General features: G+C 36.0%; 14 protein-coding genes. 10 read left to right on the top strand and 4 right to left on the bottom strand.

The genetic code is table 11. From position 1 onward, the window contains the following. The first annotated feature begins 228 nt into the window (after window positions 1-228). Both RHO12_00305 and RHO12_00300 read left to right on the top strand, forming a co-directional pair. Window positions 229-996 (top strand): IclR family transcriptional regulator, encoded by a 768-nt coding sequence (locus tag RHO12_00305; protein ID WVD66231.1) that lies wholly within the window; start codon window positions 229-231, stop codon window positions 994-996. A gap of 198 nt (window positions 997-1,194) precedes the next feature. Further along, window positions 1,195-2,532, top strand: coding sequence for a TPM domain-containing protein (locus RHO12_00300; protein WVD66230.1), 1,338 nt, complete (start codon window positions 1,195-1,197; stop codon window positions 2,530-2,532). 62 nt (window positions 2,533-2,594) lie between these two features. Here RHO12_00300 and RHO12_00295 read toward each other — a convergent pair whose 3' ends face one another. Beyond that, window positions 2,595-3,143, bottom strand: a complete 549-nt coding sequence (locus RHO12_00295) for a cysteine hydrolase family protein (protein ID WVD66229.1) — start codon at window positions 3,141-3,143, stop codon at window positions 2,595-2,597. Between the two features lie 115 nt (window positions 3,144-3,258). On the opposite strand from RHO12_00295, the gene RHO12_00290 reads away from it, so the two are divergent. From RHO12_00290 to RHO12_00280, 3 genes are all read left to right on the top strand, one after another. After that, window positions 3,259-3,651 carry an AsnC family transcriptional regulator gene (locus tag RHO12_00290; GenBank protein ID WVD66228.1) on the top strand — a complete coding sequence of 131 codons (393 nt, stop codon included), beginning with the start codon at window positions 3,259-3,261 and terminating at the stop codon, window positions 3,649-3,651. A 284-nt stretch (window positions 3,652-3,935) separates the two neighbouring features. Beyond that, window positions 3,936-5,822 (top strand): glucose PTS transporter subunit IIA, encoded by a 1,887-nt coding sequence (locus tag RHO12_00285; GenBank protein WVD66227.1) that lies wholly within the window; start codon window positions 3,936-3,938, stop codon window positions 5,820-5,822. Window positions 5,823-5,837: 15 nt separating this feature from the next. Further along, window positions 5,838-7,265 (top strand): 6-phospho-beta-glucosidase, encoded by a 1,428-nt coding sequence (locus RHO12_00280; protein WVD66226.1) that lies wholly within the window; start codon window positions 5,838-5,840, stop codon window positions 7,263-7,265. A 164-nt stretch (window positions 7,266-7,429) separates the two neighbouring features. On the opposite strand, the gene RHO12_00275 is transcribed toward RHO12_00280, so the two are convergent. Then, the gene (locus tag RHO12_00275) at window positions 7,430-8,173 is read right to left on the bottom strand and encodes a hypothetical protein (protein ID WVD66225.1); all 744 of its coding nucleotides are present in this window, start codon (window positions 8,171-8,173) and stop codon (window positions 7,430-7,432) included. 236 nt (window positions 8,174-8,409) lie between these two features. Here RHO12_00275 and RHO12_00270 point away from each other — a divergent pair, with 236 nt between their 5' ends. From RHO12_00270 to RHO12_00260, 3 genes are all read left to right on the top strand, one after another. Further along, window positions 8,410-8,916 carry a helix-turn-helix domain-containing protein gene (locus tag RHO12_00270; GenBank protein WVD66224.1) on the top strand — a complete coding sequence of 169 codons (507 nt, stop codon included), beginning with the start codon at window positions 8,410-8,412 and terminating at the stop codon, window positions 8,914-8,916. Continuing rightward, window positions 8,814-9,758 (top strand): IS3 family transposase, encoded by a 945-nt coding sequence (locus RHO12_00265; GenBank protein WVD67409.1) that lies wholly within the window; start codon window positions 8,814-8,816, stop codon window positions 9,756-9,758. The genes RHO12_00270 and RHO12_00265 overlap by 103 nt, the downstream gene beginning before the upstream one ends. A 98-nt stretch (window positions 9,759-9,856) precedes the next feature. After that, window positions 9,857-10,000, top strand: a complete 144-nt coding sequence (locus RHO12_00260) for a hypothetical protein (protein ID WVD66223.1) — start codon at window positions 9,857-9,859, stop codon at window positions 9,998-10,000. A 92-nt stretch (window positions 10,001-10,092) separates the two neighbouring features. Here the strand turns inward: RHO12_00260 and RHO12_00255 are convergent, their stop codons facing one another. Next, complete coding sequence (locus RHO12_00255) at window positions 10,093-13,152, bottom strand: FAD-binding and (Fe-S)-binding domain-containing protein (GenBank protein WVD66222.1); 3,060 nt, start codon at window positions 13,150-13,152, stop codon at window positions 10,093-10,095. Window positions 13,153-13,230: 78 nt separating this feature from the next. Next, window positions 13,231-13,932 (bottom strand): GntR family transcriptional regulator, encoded by a 702-nt coding sequence (locus RHO12_00250; protein ID WVD66221.1) that lies wholly within the window; start codon window positions 13,930-13,932, stop codon window positions 13,231-13,233. Window positions 13,933-14,119: 187 nt separating this feature from the next. Here RHO12_00250 and RHO12_00245 point away from each other — a divergent pair, with 187 nt between their 5' ends. Both RHO12_00245 and RHO12_00240 read left to right on the top strand, forming a co-directional pair. Beyond that, the gene (locus RHO12_00245) at window positions 14,120-15,703 is read left to right on the top strand and encodes an alpha-glucoside-specific PTS transporter subunit IIBC (protein WVD66220.1); all 1,584 of its coding nucleotides are present in this window, start codon (window positions 14,120-14,122) and stop codon (window positions 15,701-15,703) included. A 59-nt stretch (window positions 15,704-15,762) separates the two neighbouring features. Continuing rightward, entirely contained in the window at window positions 15,763-17,085 is a 1,323-nt protein-coding gene (locus RHO12_00240) for a 6-phospho-alpha-glucosidase (protein ID WVD66219.1), read from the top strand. Window positions 17,086-17,140: the final 55 nt, after the last annotated feature.

Genomic DNA, 17,140 nt, shown 5'->3' with positions numbered 1-17,140 from the left:
GCCAATCACCCTTAAAAACGGAATGACATTCCATTTTAATAATATTTGCGATCAAATCGGAATGCAATTCCAATTTAATGGAAATGCGACATTGTTCACAAAATAAAATTAAAAAATTAAAATGATAATAAACAATAAGATAAATAAAGACTCATAATTAAGAGAAACGTTTATCATTAAAAGAAATAACGATATAATGGTACAGCATTCCAAATAAGAGCTAACGATATGACAGAGCCAGCAAATTTATCCAACATTGACAAAGTCCTCACGATCCTTGAAACAATCAGTGACCATTCAGACGGCATTTCACTCTCTGAGCTTGCTAAAATAACTCTTATTCCAAAGACCACGGTTTTTCGGATATTGGAATCATTAAAAGCTCGTGAATATGTTTTGTATGATATGTTGAATGAAAGCTATTCACTCGATATCAAATCGCTTGAATTAGGCATTAAAGGGCTGATGAATGTTAATTTGGTAGAAGTGTCTATCCCTTACTTAAAAACATTATCAAGCAAAACAAATGAAACCTGCTTTTTAGGTGTTTATAATCAGGGGCATGTAATCTACCTTTATAAAAACGAAGGTACGATGTCAATTCAAACCAATGCAAGACTTGGTAGTCGAATCCCCGCATATTGTACAGGAATAGGTAAAGCACTGCTTGCTTATCAACCTCTGGAAGAAATAGAGCGTGTTCTTAGTCAAAAACTAGAAAAAATCACTGAAAAAACAGTTTTTGACCGTGTGCAGTTATATAATATATTAGCGGATATAAGACTTAATGGTTACGCTTTTGATAATGAAGAAAATGAAGAAGGTTTGACGTGTATCGCAAAGCCAGTATTCAATTATACTAATTCAATCGTTGGCGCAATTAGCGTTGCAGGCCCGACACACCGAATGAGTCATAAAATCGATTCTGTCATTTTTGAGCTACAAAACATATGTAATACCATATCAAGAAGGCTAGGTTATATTGGCACAAAATAAGGTTTTAATACACTCGCGTTTATGGTGCCTTATAAGGTATACACTATGCTTAGTTGGAGATAATAGAAAGCTTTCGTTTAACTAGATTTAACGTAATATACAGCTAATCGGTATCGGCGTGATTTTCACTCAATTCCTCCTAGCCTTTTTTAAGGCTATCAATTACAATCTTTTAAAATAATAAAAAAATCACTCAAAATGAATGCCATTAAAAATTCTATAACATACATCGTCTTACTGCTGCTAACTACAGTTAATTTAGCGTTAGCAGATCCCTATACCATCAACTCTGTGCCTAATCCGTATCAGCAAAATGAGATAATTTATGTCATTGATCCGGATAATATTTTGACTGAAGAAGACACTGATACGATAAATCAACGGCTAAAAGAGCTCGAACAAAATACAAATATTGAAACTGCTGTCGTTGCCCTACCTTCAATTGGTCAAGTTGATACCAGAGAGTTTGCCAATAAATTATTTAATCACTGGAAGATCGGTAAACAAGATCAAGATAACGGTTTGTTAATCCTACTGGTAATTGATCAGCGTCAAGTGGTATTTGAGGTTGGCTACGGCCTTGAAGGCAATTTAACCGATGCTAAAAGCTATCGCCTCATGGCACAGTATATGTTGCCACTATTTAAACAGAATCAATTTAGCCAAGGTATGTCTGAGGGGATTGATGGTGTCGCAACATATTTAGAACAACAGTATGCTGATGGAACACGTTACTCAATTGGCAGTAATCCATCATTTTTTAAATTATTTCTAAACCTAGATTTTATCAGTTATTTAGGTGTAAAATTTTATATAGCCATCGTAGTCGCTGCTTTAGCCCTAATTTATAGTTTCTGGGGTGATCGGATTTTTATGATTAAAGATTGGTCTACTGCAAAATATGTCACACCATTTGGTCGATTTAAAAAATCCCTTTTCTTTATCTGGTTTATAACTATTTTTATGACACCGTTTCTAAAATTTGGCATTATTTATGCCTTAACCATGTCTTTTTTACTATTTTTGTCGATAATAATTACTGTATTTTTATATATTCTCAAAAAGAAAAATAATAAGAAACCGCAAAAAAAATTAATCTGTCCCACTTGTCGTCATCGTTCAATAATTGAAATAACTCGTAATAAAACAATAGAGTTGACTGAAAATGAGCAATATTTAATGGAGATTGGCGCAGTAAAATACCGTCTATTTCACTGTGAGCAAGAATCTTGCAAAGCAATATTTAAAGGATCCAAGGTTAATGTTGGTTGGACTATATGCCCACATTGTAAATTACCGACTAAAAAACTTATAAAAAGCACTACCATTGAACCAACTTATCAGCAATCAGGCTTACTTACGCAATATTATCATTGTATTAAATGCTTAGAAGAATCAGTAGATACTAAGGTGCTCCCGCGTAAACAAAAAAGTCGTTCATCGAGTAGCAGCGGTTCTCATGGTGGTAGCGGAGGGGGTGGAGGTTCTCGTGGTGGCGGTAGTTCTGGCGGTGGCGGTGCAAGAGGCAGCTTTTAAGTTATATAAAAATGAAGAGATAACTCTGCATTTTTATAATGATTTAGTCACATAGTTATTTATTAACGTAAAAGATACTGATTAGTATCGATAACTTGACTAAAATTGCTTAATGCGGCTAAAAAAGCATTTTGTACGTCATTGGCTGCAATGGTTCTTGCGTCAAAAACTAAATCACGCGTTGCGCAAGCATCGGCAATTAAAATTGGTTTATAACCAAATTCGGCAGCTTGCCTTGTGGTTGAATCAATGCACATATGCGTCATCATGCCACATATAACTAATTGCTTAATAGCCATTTGTTCTAATTCGGATTGTAAACACGTGTTTATAAAGCTATTTGGGTAATGCTTAATAATTACTCGTTCATTGACCATATCAATCGGTAATAGCGCATCATGGATCTGTGCACCTTGGCTACCAATTGCAAAAAAGTCAGCATCGAGATCCTGTTTAATATGTTGAATATAAAAAATTGGCATGTTTTGCCCGCGAAAAACAGACTGTAATTTAAGCGTATTATTTAATGCGGTATCAGGGTTAACCAAAGGCATTTTGCCTTTACTAAAATAATCATTTTGTATATCAATAATCAGGAGTGCTTGTTTCATAATCGAGCCCTATTTAATAAAAGTTAATATAGTATGTAAGATGAGTTAAACTAATAACATTGTTAAATGAATCAATTTTGCTTAATTTATTTTCATATTGAAAAAGTGGTGAAAAATGGATAAAAAAGACCAACAAATTTTAGCCCTACTTAACCATAATAGTCGCCAGTCTTGGAAAACGATTGGCGATAAAGTCTATCTTTCAGGTCAAGCTGTTGGTAGCCGAGTTGAGCAGCTTCTTGATGCAGGTATCATAGAAAAATTTACCACTCAAATTCGCCACCCACATTTACAATTTATTACCATCTATATGAATAGCAATCAATTTAGTTTATTTGAAAAACAAGTTTGTGATTATCAAGAAGTCCTTACCATGGACAAGATTACGGGTGATGGTTGCTATTTTATTCAAGCTTGCTTCGAGCCCAGTGCGCTTGAACAATTTATAACAACTGTTAGTAATTATGCACGCTACAAAATTAGTCATCGATTAAAAAATATCAAATAGAAAATTAATAATTCGCTACCTGTCCATTATTTATCTGTATTCCACAGCGTTAAGCCTCTCGTTCTGTGAGGCGGATCATGTTTGTTTTGCTTAAAATTGTCTATAATCAATCACAACCGTTTTAAACCATATCGGGCTTTATCTAAAAAACATCAATAGCATTATCATTAAAATATCGGGCACTATTGCTAGTAGTAGCTTTTGCAAAAATATCAAGATTAAAGCTTTATGTAATAAGGAATATTACTATTTAAAATTTATATTAATCATACGGGGAACGCTATATGGCTTCAATCATTCGTGACTATGATCAACTGGCAAGTCAGATACTTGATAAACTGGGCGGTGAATCTAATATTGAAAATGTAACGAGGTGTGCGACAAGGCTAAGGGTAGTAATTAAAAAAAGACCTGACAATGTAAAAGAACTAATTAGTTCATTAACCGGGGTTATTACGGTTGTCGAAAAAGGAGGACAAATCCAAATTGTGATCGGAACCAATGTTGATAAAGTATACGATGCATTTGTAAATTTAGTTAATCTCGACACCCTCTCCGTAGAAGAAAGTAGCCAATCCATTATCAACCGAATTATCGCGTCAATGTCAGCCGTATTCGCGCCATTTGTCTATATTTTAGCAGCGGCGGGATTAATTCAAGGTGGATTAATTTTAGTGAAATGGGTGCTCCCTCACCTCGAGCAAAGCGATACCTTCAAAATTTTTAATTTTATTTCTTGGGCTCCTTTTGTATTTTTACCTATATTTATAGCCATCACTGCTTCCAAATTTTTTAAAACAAATACCTTTATTGCGGTGGCATGCTGTGCAGCACTTATTTCCCCTGACTGGGCTGCAATGGCTGAGATCATAAAATCGGGCGGAGAGGTTAGCTTTTTCGGTATCCCTCTATCACAAACTGTTTACACCTCATCAGTTTTGCCACCTTTGTTTTTAGTCTGGTTACTATCCTATTTAGAACGTTTTTTTAATAAGCATTTACATGAAGTTGTTAAACCCGTTTTGTGTCCCATGTTTTGTATTTTAATTTTAGTCCCTGCCGCATTAGTGATTATTGGTCCGCTAACCTCGGGAACTGCATTTTTTGTTGCCAGTAGTTATAACTGGTTAGCGGAAACGGCTCCTTGGCTCGCTGGCACATTAGTTGGTGGTTTATGGCAGGTACTGGTCATTTTTGGTGTCCATTGGGGATTTGCACCGGTATTTCTGGCGAATTTCGAACATTTTGGCCGTGATTCATTCCAAGCTTATATTACTTTTGCCGTTATTGGCCAGATTGCCTCAGTGCTAGCATTTTTCTTTTTCACTAAGAATAAAGAGTTAAAAAGAGTCTCTTTTTCTGCTTTTTTAACCGGTATCTTTGGCATTACTGAACCGATTATTTATGGGATTAACTTACGCTTTAAAAAGCCTTTTTTATATGGCTGCATTGCTGGCATTATTGGCGGCTTTATCGCCAGCTTTTTTACTCCTTATTATTTTGCTTATGCTGGACTTACAGGACCTTTGACTATTATCAATGGCTATAACATTAATTTCCCCACATCAATTATCGGTATTGTAATTGGTAGTATCGTGTCATTCATTAGCCCTTTTGTATTGATGCTATTTTTAGGCACTGGTGAGAAAAAAGATACGCTTAAACTTGCCAATGAAGAAAGCAATCAACAACAAAAAACGACTAATAAGAAACAAATTTGTTTAAGTACGCCGATGATTGGCGAAATCAAACCGTTATCAGATGTGCCAGATGAAGTCTTTGCCAATAAATTGATGGGAGACGGCATCGCAATTGAGCCTAAAGATAACCATGTTTATGCACCTTGTACCGGTAAAATTCTCACCTTATTTAATGAATCAAGGCATGCTATCGGTATTATTTCTGAAGATGGTGTCGAAATATTAATCCATGTAGGACTTGATACTGTTAAAATTACCAATCCGCCTGCCTTTGAATATCATGTTGTACTCGAACAAAGTGTCAACCAAGGTGATTTATTAATGACCTTTGATAGCGATAGAATTCGTCAGGCCAATTGCCCACTTATTACCCCAGTTATTATTATCAATAGTCTTGATTATCGTCTAGTTCAATCTACGGATAAAACAGACGTGCAGCTGGGCGATACCCTATTAACTATTTATCAATAAATTAAGGAGTTTAGCATGTCATTTAAATCGAATTTCCTCTGGGGTGGCGCAACCGCTGCTAATCAATGTGAGGGGGGCTTTGACGCTGATGGTCGAGGACTGGCCAACGTTGATGTAATGCCTGTAGGCCCAGATCGACTTGCTATCATGACTGGTCACCATAAAATGCTCGATTTTGAAGATAACTATTTTTACCCTGCGAAACAGGCCATCAATATGTACCATGAGTATAAGAAAGATATTGAGTTGTTTGCCGAGATGGGGTTTAAGGTCTATCGATTATCGATTGCTTGGACACGAATTTTTCCTAAGGGTGATGAGCTTGAACCAAATGAAAAAGGCTTACAGTTTTATGAAAATCTATTTAATGAATGTCATAAATACGGCATTGAGCCCTTAGTAACTATTACCCATTTTGACTGCCCTATGCATTTAATCAAAAAATATAATGGTTGGCGCAATCGTAAAATGGTTGGCTTTTATGAGCGTTTATGTCGAGTATTATTTACTCGCTATAAAAAACAGGTCAAATATTGGTTAACATTTAATGAAATTAATATGCTATTTCATGGTTCATTTATGTCATCGGGTCTATATTTTGAGCCAGGGGAAAATGAACTAGCAATTAAATATCAAGCAGCCCATCACCAACTTGTTGCCAGTGCGTTAGCGACTAAAATTGGCCATGAAATTAATCCAGATAATCAAATAGGTTGCATGCTTGCTGGCGGCGATTATTATCCGAAAACGTGTAACCCACAAGATGTGTGGGCCGCAATTAAGTCAAATCATGAAAACTACTTCTTTATTGATGTGCAAGCTAAAGGTGAATATCCTTATTATGCCTTGCAAGAGCTAAAAAACAATAACATCATGCTTGATGTTGCTGATGGCGATGCTGAATTATTAAAATCGCATACCGTTGATTTTGTATCGTTCTCTTATTACTCATCAAGAGTCGCTACTGGTGAAAAAGACGCTGCCGAAAAAACCGATGGCAATGTGTTTGCATCAGTCAAAAATCCGTATTTAGAGGTTACTGAGTGGGGTTGGCAAATTGATCCGCTTGGCTTTAGAATTACAATTAACCAAATTTATGATCGCTATAATAAGCCGTTATTTGTGGTAGAAAATGGCCTTGGCGCAATCGATACGCCAGACCAAAATGGCTACGTTGCCGATGATTACCGAATTGACTATTTGCGCTCCCACATTCAAGCAATGAAAGATGCCGTTAATGAAGATGGCGTAGATATTATTGGTTACACCACTTGGGGTTGTATTGACTTAGTTTCTGCTGGCACTGGCGAAATGAAAAAACGCTATGGCTTTATTTATGTTGACCGCGATAACGACGGTAATGGCAGCTTAAAACGCACGAAAAAGAGATCATTTGATTGGTATAAAAAAGTAATTTCGACCAATGGTGAAGACTTAAGCTAATAGAGTAGATAATGCATTTAATTAAAGTAGAGGGATAGGTATTTTTATCTATCCCGTCTTTATGCCATATTGAATTCAGGCATAAATTCGTTATTTTTTTGTCGTAAGGTGACATTTAAGCGAAAAACGATGCTCATTTTGTGAATGACTGTTGTTTGCAGGTTTTATTTTATAGTTGGCAAAATAAACCATGGCATCTTGTTAAGTTCTTGCTCGCTATAATCTGAGGCCACCATACTGAAAGTGAGATTAATTAATTCTTGATTAAATTTAAATTTTTGCATACTTTTATCGAAATCTGGAGCGGATTTTATCGTCTCATTTAATTTATCGTTAATTTGTAATATTTTACAAAAAGCTTGATAAAAACCCCCTATCAAATATTTAGCTTTCATTTTTTTTGTTGCAAGGTATTCAATATACTCTTGATTCATCGCTTTAAGCTTCTTGCTGTAGTTTACCGTAAAGTCACAATCCATTAGCCTTGGGTAAATAACATTATTATTCGTCCCCATACAGACCATATCAATCTTATCGCCTTTTTTTAAGGAAAGAATATTTTTATCTGTTCTATCCACATAAAGTGATATCGATTCAAAATTATTTTTTCCTTTTACTTGCAGATAAGCTTGCTTCATTACGGTAGTTTTAATTCCGGCAACTACGTCCTGGATTCTAACAATTGCTTCATCGTATTTCTCTTCATAGCTTAGTTGGTTATCTTTATAATCTTGTATCAACGCTTCAGCCGTCACTGTCGGAATACTATTATCTAAATTCGATACTTTATTTTGCAGAAAATCATTAATATTCTTATTGATAAACCAATAAGTCATTTTTTTTGCCATATCATCCTGAGCAAAAGTGAACAGTGGTAGGAAAATAAGTAAAAGCCAAAGTTTTTTCATAAAATTAGTCCATGATATTAAATAGGTCAGCGATTATAGCGAATCGATAACTTAAATTAAATAACATTTATTGGGGAGTAAAACTTTAATTAAATCCTAGCATTATGTGAAATTATTAGTTAAAATCAGCAAGATAATCACATTATTATTGCGTTTAGAAGCAATAAAACGCTAATAAAACGCTCTATGTGAAGTGACCCCCAATAGTTGGACAACCAATTACTGGGGGTCTTTTTATGTCAAAATACAGTCGAAATTTAAAAATTAGCATTGCTAATGAATTCTTATCAGGAGTATCATCGGAAATACTTTCGAAAAAATATTCTATATGTTCTAGCCAAATAAGGTATTGGGGGCAAGTGGTCGCGATTCATAGTAATGACTCTTTTCAACCAACATCGCATTTACGTGATGCGCAAGCAAGATTACAAGCGCTGGAGTTAATGTGGGCAAATGACTGGTCTCTCAGGTACACGAGTGCCATGCTTAATTTAGTCTCGCCAGGGATTTTGTCAGCTTGGCTTAATAGATACCGTGAAAAAGGATTCGTCGAGCTTGCACATCAATCTAGAGGAAGACTATCCATGAAGCCATCACGTATTGCATCGACTCATTGTAATGATGAAAAAACAGTTGAAGAATTAAAAGAAGAGATAACTTATTTACAAGCGGAAAACGCTGTTCTAAAAAAGTTGGAGGAGCTAAGACAAACAAAACGTCAACAAACAAAGAAAAAACGTTAGTTGTTTTAGCACTTAAATCTCAACATCCTTTAAAGTATTTGCTGTCAGTAACACAGCTGGCAAAAAGTGTATTTTATTATCATGTTAACAGGTTGAAAGAGCCATCTCCTTATGAGAAGGAATTAAAGCGTATTGAAGCGATTTACCATGAACATAAAGGACGTTATGGTTATCGCCGTGTTCATTTAGCTTTAATGAATGAAGGGAGTCAGCTCAATCATAAAACAGTACAGCGATTAATGGGAGAGCTTAATCTTAAATCGACAGTAAGGGTCAAAAAGTATCGCTCTTATCGTGGTGAGATAGGTAAAGCAGCCCCCAATCATCTTAAAAGAAAATTTAACGTTTCAAAACCGAATAAAAAATGGGTAACCGATGTCACAGAATTTAAAGTAAGTGAACAGAAAATTTATCTATCGCCCATTATTGATTTATACAACCAAGAAGTGATTGCTTATAGTATAGCTAAAAATGCACGGTTGACTTTAGTCACCGATATGCTTAAAAAAGGACTGTCACGATTAAAAAACAAACAAAGGCTCTTACTACATAGTGACCAAGGCTGGCAATATAGAAATCCCATTTATCAGAAGCAACTCGCTGATAATGGTATAAAGCAAAGTATGTCGAGAAAAGGAAATTGCTTAGATAATGCTGTTGCTGAAAACTTTTTTGGACTATTAAAATCAGAAATGTATCATGGGCAACATTTTAAAGATGCCGATGAATTGATTGAAAAAATAGAAGAATATATAGAATACTACAACACGAAACGGATTAAAGTTAAATTAAACGGCCTGACTCCGGTAGAATACCGAAACCAGACCTTACAAGCTACTTAACCAAAGTGTCCAACTTTATGGGGTCACTTCAATGTAAGGTTTTTAATTTAATCGTTATAGAACCAATGCTATTTGGATCAAAAAGGGAAGCCTATTATATGTCAAATAAAGCGTTAATATTTATTCTTAGTTCAGCTGGGCTAATTGGCACACTAATCAGCGGTATGATAATTTACTCGTTATTTTTAACAAGTAGCCAGATCGAACAAATGGGGTTGTATTACCTACTCGCATTAGGCTGATTAAAAAATCAATCTAATGCGATTGCTAATATTACTATCAATTTAATGGCAACACATCATGCTGCCATTTCGCTACAAATAGGTATTTGGCATTAATTTAATAACCCTAATAACGCTTGCAACGGATGATTAAGGATTAACTTATCAAACCGTTTAACTTGACTACGACATGAATAACCTGTCGTTAAACACCGCTCTTTGGGATAACGATTTAACGCTTTTTGCCAAGAGAGTTGATAGAGTCTTTTTGAATCAGCAAGGTTTGCCAGTTCATGACCATAGGTTCCTGCCATACCACAGCAACCAACATTGACGGGGATTAACTTAGCCCCAAAGCGTTTAAACAAACTTTGCCATTGCATACTACTTGCTGGTAATTGTGAGCTTTCACTACAATGCCCTAATAGATAAAATTCATCCAATTGGGGGCGTTCAATTTCAGGTAACTGGTCCAAAACCTGCATGAGCCATTCATGAGATAACTGCACCATAAAATCCTGCTTAGCTTGCGGAGCAATATTACGGTACTCATCACGATAACAAAGTACTAAGGCGGGATCCACTCCGACCATAGGGATCATGAGCTTAGCGATACGTGATAACACTTGTGCCGCATTCGTTGCCGTTTTCGCAAATTGTGTTAGGAAGCCTTTAATATGCTGCGCTTTACCATTGGGTATAAACGGTAACACGACTGGTTTAAAGCCGAGTTTTTCAATTAACTTAACAAAATCATAAACGACTTTCGCATCATAATAGCTAGTAAATGGATCTTGTACGATAAGGACGTATTGCTGCCGTTCTTGCTCTGTTAAACTTTCTAAATATTCAAGTTTAATGTTGGCCGAATGATGAGCTATCAGTTGCTTTTTTAAAGTAGGATAAGAGATCAGAGGCAAGCTTGTCATCCCGACCGTTTTTTTTGATAGATAGTCAGTAATTGATAACTTCATAAAAAAGTTAAAAAAACGAGGCGCTTTAGCCATTAATGGCAGATAAACTTCAATATTACCTACCGCATAATCCCTTAAAGGCCTTAAGTAGCGAGTATGATAGAGTTGTAAAAAACGAGCTTTAAAATCTGGTACATCAATTTTAATTGGGCACTCGGTTGAGCAGGCTTTACATGATAAACAATAGCTCATTGATTGTTTAACTTCATGCGAAAAGTCATACTCGCCTAACCTTGCTCGCCAACTATTACCAATGCGTTTAACCAATTCAATTAATGTGCCTCTTTTTTGCGGATAAATGGTATTTATTTCATCTTCATTGACACCTAACTCGACTAATAACCTTAACCATTCCCTGACTAGTGCCGCCCGTCCTTTGGGGGAATATACGCGGTTGGCCGTGATTTTCATTGATGGGCACATTGGGCTATTGATATCAAAATTAAAGCATAAGCCATTGCCGTTACACTCAGTCGCACCATGGAAAGTCTGTTTGATACTAACTGGGATCAGCTTGTCATAATGACCGCGACTAATCGAATCGATTGCATATAATGGTTGTTCGATATTGAGTGGTACGCAAATTTTGCCAGGATTAAGGCGATTATTAGGATCAAATGCGCTCTTAATTAGGCGTAAACCATTATAAAGTTTTTCGCCAAAAAATTGGGGACTATAAGCACTGCGCAAGCCTTTACCGTGTTCGCCCCATAACAAACCACCATACTTAGTAGTTAGTTCAACGACTCGATCAGAAATAATTTTAACCAGTTTACGCTGTTCACTATTACAAAGATCTAAAGCGGGCCGAACATGTAATACGCCAGAATCAACATGACCAAACATTCCATAGGTTAAATTATACTCATCGAGTAATGCGCGAAACTCACTAATATAATCCGCTAGATGCTCAGGTGGAACGCATGTGTCTTCCACAAATGGGATCGGCTTTTGTACCCCTTTAGTATTACCAAGTAGACCTACCGCTTTTTTGCGCATAGCATAGATTTTATTAATCTCAGATAGCTGTTGGCAGGTTTGATATCCAATTACTCCTGCTTGTTGATTATCGAGCAACTGATCAAGTTGTTGGCATAAAGCGGTAAATTTTTGCTGTATATCTACCTCATCTTGCCCAGCAAATTCAACAATGTTTATGCCTTGCAAATCTTGACCAACAACATCTGTAATTAAGTGTTGTACCGATTGCCAAATAATATCTTCCTTAGCGAGCGCTAATACTTTTGAATCAATTGTCTCAACAGATAATGCTTTAGCCTTAACTAAAAAAGACGCATGCTTAAGCGCTGACTGGAAAGAATCATATTTGATATTAATTAAATAGCGTACTTTAGGTAGTGGAATAATATGCAACGTTGCTTGGGTAACAAAAGCCAAGGTACCCTCTGAACCAGTAATAATGCGGGTTAAGTCAAACTCAGTCAAATCGTCATTAAAAACATGTTTGAGATCGTAACCCGTCAAGAATCGATTCAATTTAGGGAAACGCTGTAAAATTAAATCTCGATGATTTTTACAATAATCAAATACCGTTCGGTAAATAGCTGCAATCGTATTGTTTTGCTGAATAATGTGTTGAACTTCGGTAATCGATTTTTTACCCGTTTCGAGAATTTCACCGGTCAATAGTACGACTTGGGTTGCTAAGGTGTGATCGGATGTCTTACCATATACCATGGAGCCTTGTCCCGAAGCATCAGTGCTAATCATTCCGCCAATCGTCGCACGGTTACTTGTTGATAGCTCTGGCGAAAAAAAATAACCATAAGGGGCTAAATATTGATTAAGCTGGTCTTTGACCACTCCTGCTTCAACTTTTACCCAACCTTCTTCAAGGTTAAGATCTAAAATACGGTTCATATGACGCGATAGATCAACAATAATATCTTTATTAAGCGATTGACCATTAGTCCCCGTGCCACCACCTCGTGGAGTAAAGCAGATCGTTTGATAGCTTTTTTTATGCGCTAAGCAAGCGAGTTGCTGAACATCATGGCTATCACGAGGAAATAGTACCGCCTGAGGCAGCAGTTGGTAAATACTATTATCCGTTGCCAAACTTAACCTTGTTGCATAGTCGGTTGCTATATCACCGCTAAATCCTATCGATTTAAGTTCATTTAAATATTGGACGACAAGTGCGTCAACCATGGGAGATGTTTTTATTTGTGGGATCATATTGGTACCGAATCAAATAAGATATGGTTGTTTTCAATCTATCAATAGTATATTGATAAGTCAAATTATACATTGTGGTTATCTTTTTAAGTGAAATTCATAAATGTGTTCTTGTGAGTTTCTGTAAATAATTGCATAGTTTATAAATTGATTATTGGTATCGTACGAGTAAGTCGTCGACATCAATATTGGTCTTCCTATATTTAAACATAGCAGTTCGCGTATCTCTTTATCAGGTATTATTGCGTATGACGTCTCATAACTGCCCTCAATCTTAATTCCACAAATATTCTCAATGTAATTAAACTTAGAATTTTCCATATCACTTACCGTTAATCCTTTAAATAGATTGTAAGGCATGTAGCTATCTTCAACCATAATGGGATTATTGTTGATATATCGGATACGGCGAATATAAAAAACTTTATCTTTTTCTGATAATTTAAGCTTATTGCTCACAACTGCATTAATATTTGATGTCACCGAAAACTCAATTACTTTATTAATATAACCCTTATGCGCATCATTCATAATTTCGGAAAAGCTCTTTAATTGATTAATGCCAAAATTCAGATCTTTAGCGATGATAAATGTCCCTCTTCCCCATTCTCTCGATATAAGTTGAAAATTAATTAACTCATTTATTGCTTTGCGTACAGTCATTCGGGAAGCGTTAAATAAGGAGCTTAACTCCTTTTCATTAGGAAGTTGGTCACCAATAGCATATTTGCTGGAATTAATCTCTTTTCTTAATTGATGTGCAATTTTTTTATAGATCACTTTTAGACCTTAATATGCTAATTGTTATATAAAGAAAATGAAACAGATCTATTTATCGCCTCTTATTATAGATCTTTTTATCAATTTCATTTTTTGATTTAAGTCACATTATCAAATAATAATTCAAGCCTAAGTTAATTTAGTCATTAAAATTTTTATACATTTTTATTATATCGGAGCGAGATCTATGCTAAGTGGTATTCAGCGTTTTGGTGGTGCGATGTTCACGCCAGTGCTTCTTTTTCCATTTGCAGGCATTGTCGTTGGGCTAACAATTTTATTACAAAACCCATTATTTGTTGGTAATGATATTGCAGACATAAATAGTTTTTTTTATAAATTGATGTTTGTATTGCAAGAAGGAGCATGGACAGTGTTTCGTAATATGCCACTTATTTTTTGTGTTGGATTGCCTATTGGACTTGCAAAAATAGCCCCAGCTAGAGCATGTCTGGCTTCATTAGTCAGCTTTTTAACATGGAATTATTTTATTTTTGCAATGGGTACCGTGTGGGGTTCATCATTTGGCGTTGATTTTTCAAAAGAGGTTGGACTCGATACTGGGCTTACATTAATAGCGGGTATAAAAACGTTTGATACCAGCATCATCGGCGCTATCATTATTTCTGGTATCGTTACTAAAATTCATAATTTATATTATGAAAAACCTCTTCCCGCATTTTTAGGTATATTTCAAGGTACTTCATTTGTCGTCATTTTTAGTTTCGCTGTAATGCTCTTGCTTGCTTGGTTAACACTGCTTACCTGGCCAATAATCCAAATTGGCATCAAATCAATGCAATCTTTTATGATCTCATCTGGAGGGGTAGGTGTTTGGTTATATACGTTCCTTGAGCGAATTTTAATTCCGACAGGGCTTCATCACTTTATCTATGGGCCTTTTGTTTTCGGCCCTGCTGTAACCGAGAATGGAATACAGATCGATTGGACGTTACAAATACAAGCCTTCAGTCAAACAACGCAATCACTGAAAGAGTTATTCCCTGCTGGCGGATTTGCATTGCATGGCAATAGTAAAATATTTGGTTCTATCGGTATTGCCTGCGCGCTTTATTCAACAGCAAAACCAGAAAATAGAGCAAAATTAGCAGGATTACTTATTCCCGCAACACTGACTGCTATTTTGGTAGGTATCACCGAACCGTTAGAGTTTACATTTTTGTTTATTGCTCCAGTCCTATTTGTCGTACATGCATTTTTATCGGCAACATTAGCTGCCACGCTATATTCATTTGGTGTTGTTGGCAATATGGGGGGGGGACTGCTTGATACCATGATCCCGCTTAACTGGGGGCCTATGTTACATAATCATACCATGATGGTTGTCACACATATTGTAATCGGGGTGATATTTACCTTCATTTGGTTCTTTATTTTCAAATTTATCATTGTTAAATGGAATTTGAATACACCAGGAAGAGGCGACAATTCAAATAACGTGAAATTATATACCAAAGAGGATATGAAGAAAAAAAAGGCAGAAAATAGCACTAGTGACGTAGGTGAACAACTAAGTTTAGAGCACGCAATTATCAATGGCTTAGGAGGCAAAGATAATATTAAAGCACTTAATAACTGTGCTACAAGGCTAAGAGTTGAAGTATTAGACGTAAATCAAGTTCAACCAGATCAATTTTTTACCGAAATTGGCGCGCATGGTGTTGTTAGAAAAAGTTCATCGTTACAAATTATTATTGGATTGCATGTAGGAAAAATAAGAGATCGTATCGATTCAATTATGAGTTTATAAGAAGGCATATCAAATTATTTATCTAACATTTTATAACTATTTTTTATAAGGAAATCAATATGAAAAAATTTTCAATTGTTGTTGCTGGTGGCGGTAGTACTTTCACTCCAGGGATCGTATTAATGCTTCTAGAAAATATAAAGCGTTTTCCTCTACGAGAAATTAAATTTTATGACAATGATGCCGCTCGCCAAAAAACCATTGCTGATGCTTGTGCCATTATTTTGCAAGAAAAAGCACCTGATATTAAATTCTCATACTCGACTAATCCAAAAGAGATGTTTACCGATGTTGATTTTGTCATGGCACATATTCGAGTTGGAAAATACCAAATGCGAGAACAAGATGAAAAAATACCTTTACGGCACGGTGTACTCGGTCAAGAAACCTGTGGTCCTGGCGGTATTGCTTATGGTATGCGTTCAATTGGCGGAGTACTTGAAATTTTAGATTACATGGAAACCTATTCACCAAATGCTTGGATGTTAAATTACTCTAACCCTGCTGCAATTGTTGCCGAGGCTACAAGACGCTTAAAACCTGATGCTAAAATTCTTAATATTTGTGATATGCCCATCGGTATCGAAGGTAGAATGGCGCAGATAGCAGGATTAAAATCAAGAAAAGAGATGCGCGTTCGCTACTACGGCTTAAACCATTTTGGTTGGTGGAGTCGAATCGAAGATTTGCAAGGCAATAATTTGATGCCTAAAATTATTGCGCATGTAAAAAAACATGGCTATATCCCAGCTTCAGATACTGCAAATGTAGAAGCGAGTTGGAATGATACTTATGCTAAGGCAAAAGATGTTACTGCGCTAGATCCAAATACGTTACCAAATACTTACCTTAAATATTATCTATTCCCAGATTATGTAGTTAAACATTCAAATCCAACCTACACCCGGGCTAACGAAGTGATGGATAATAGAGAAAAATCAGTATTCAATGCATGTCGAGCAATAATCCAACAAAATAGTTCAACTGCCGGTCACTTAGAAATTGATGAACATGCTTCTTACATCGTTGATTTAGCAGCAGCCATTGCCTTTAATACCCAAGAAAGAATGTTACTGATTGTACCCAATAATGGCTCGATAGAAAATTTTTCTATTGATGCGATGGTTGAAATCCCTTGTATTGTTGGTTCAAGCGGGCCCGAGCCTCTCGTTATGGGCCCGATTCCCTTATTCCAAAAAGGATTGATGGAACAACAAGTCGCGGTTGAAAAACTGGTAGTCGAAGCTTGGGTTGAGCAGTCTTATCACAAACTGTGGCAAGCCATTACGTTATCAAAAACAGTACCAAGTGCGAGCGTAGCAAAAGCGATTTTAGATGACTTAATTATTGCTAATAAAAATTACTGGCCAGAACTTAAATAAAGACTATTTTAGTTCAAGTTAGCTAGTCAATATTTTCCACAATAGATTGGGGCTA

The sequence above is a fragment of the Orbaceae bacterium lpD02 genome, from assembly GCA_036251875.1.
GTDB lineage: Bacteria > Pseudomonadota > Gammaproteobacteria > Enterobacterales > Orbaceae > Orbus > Orbus sturtevantii.
Note: the sequence above shows the minus strand (reverse complement) of the source record. Positions and strands in the feature narration are given on the sequence as shown.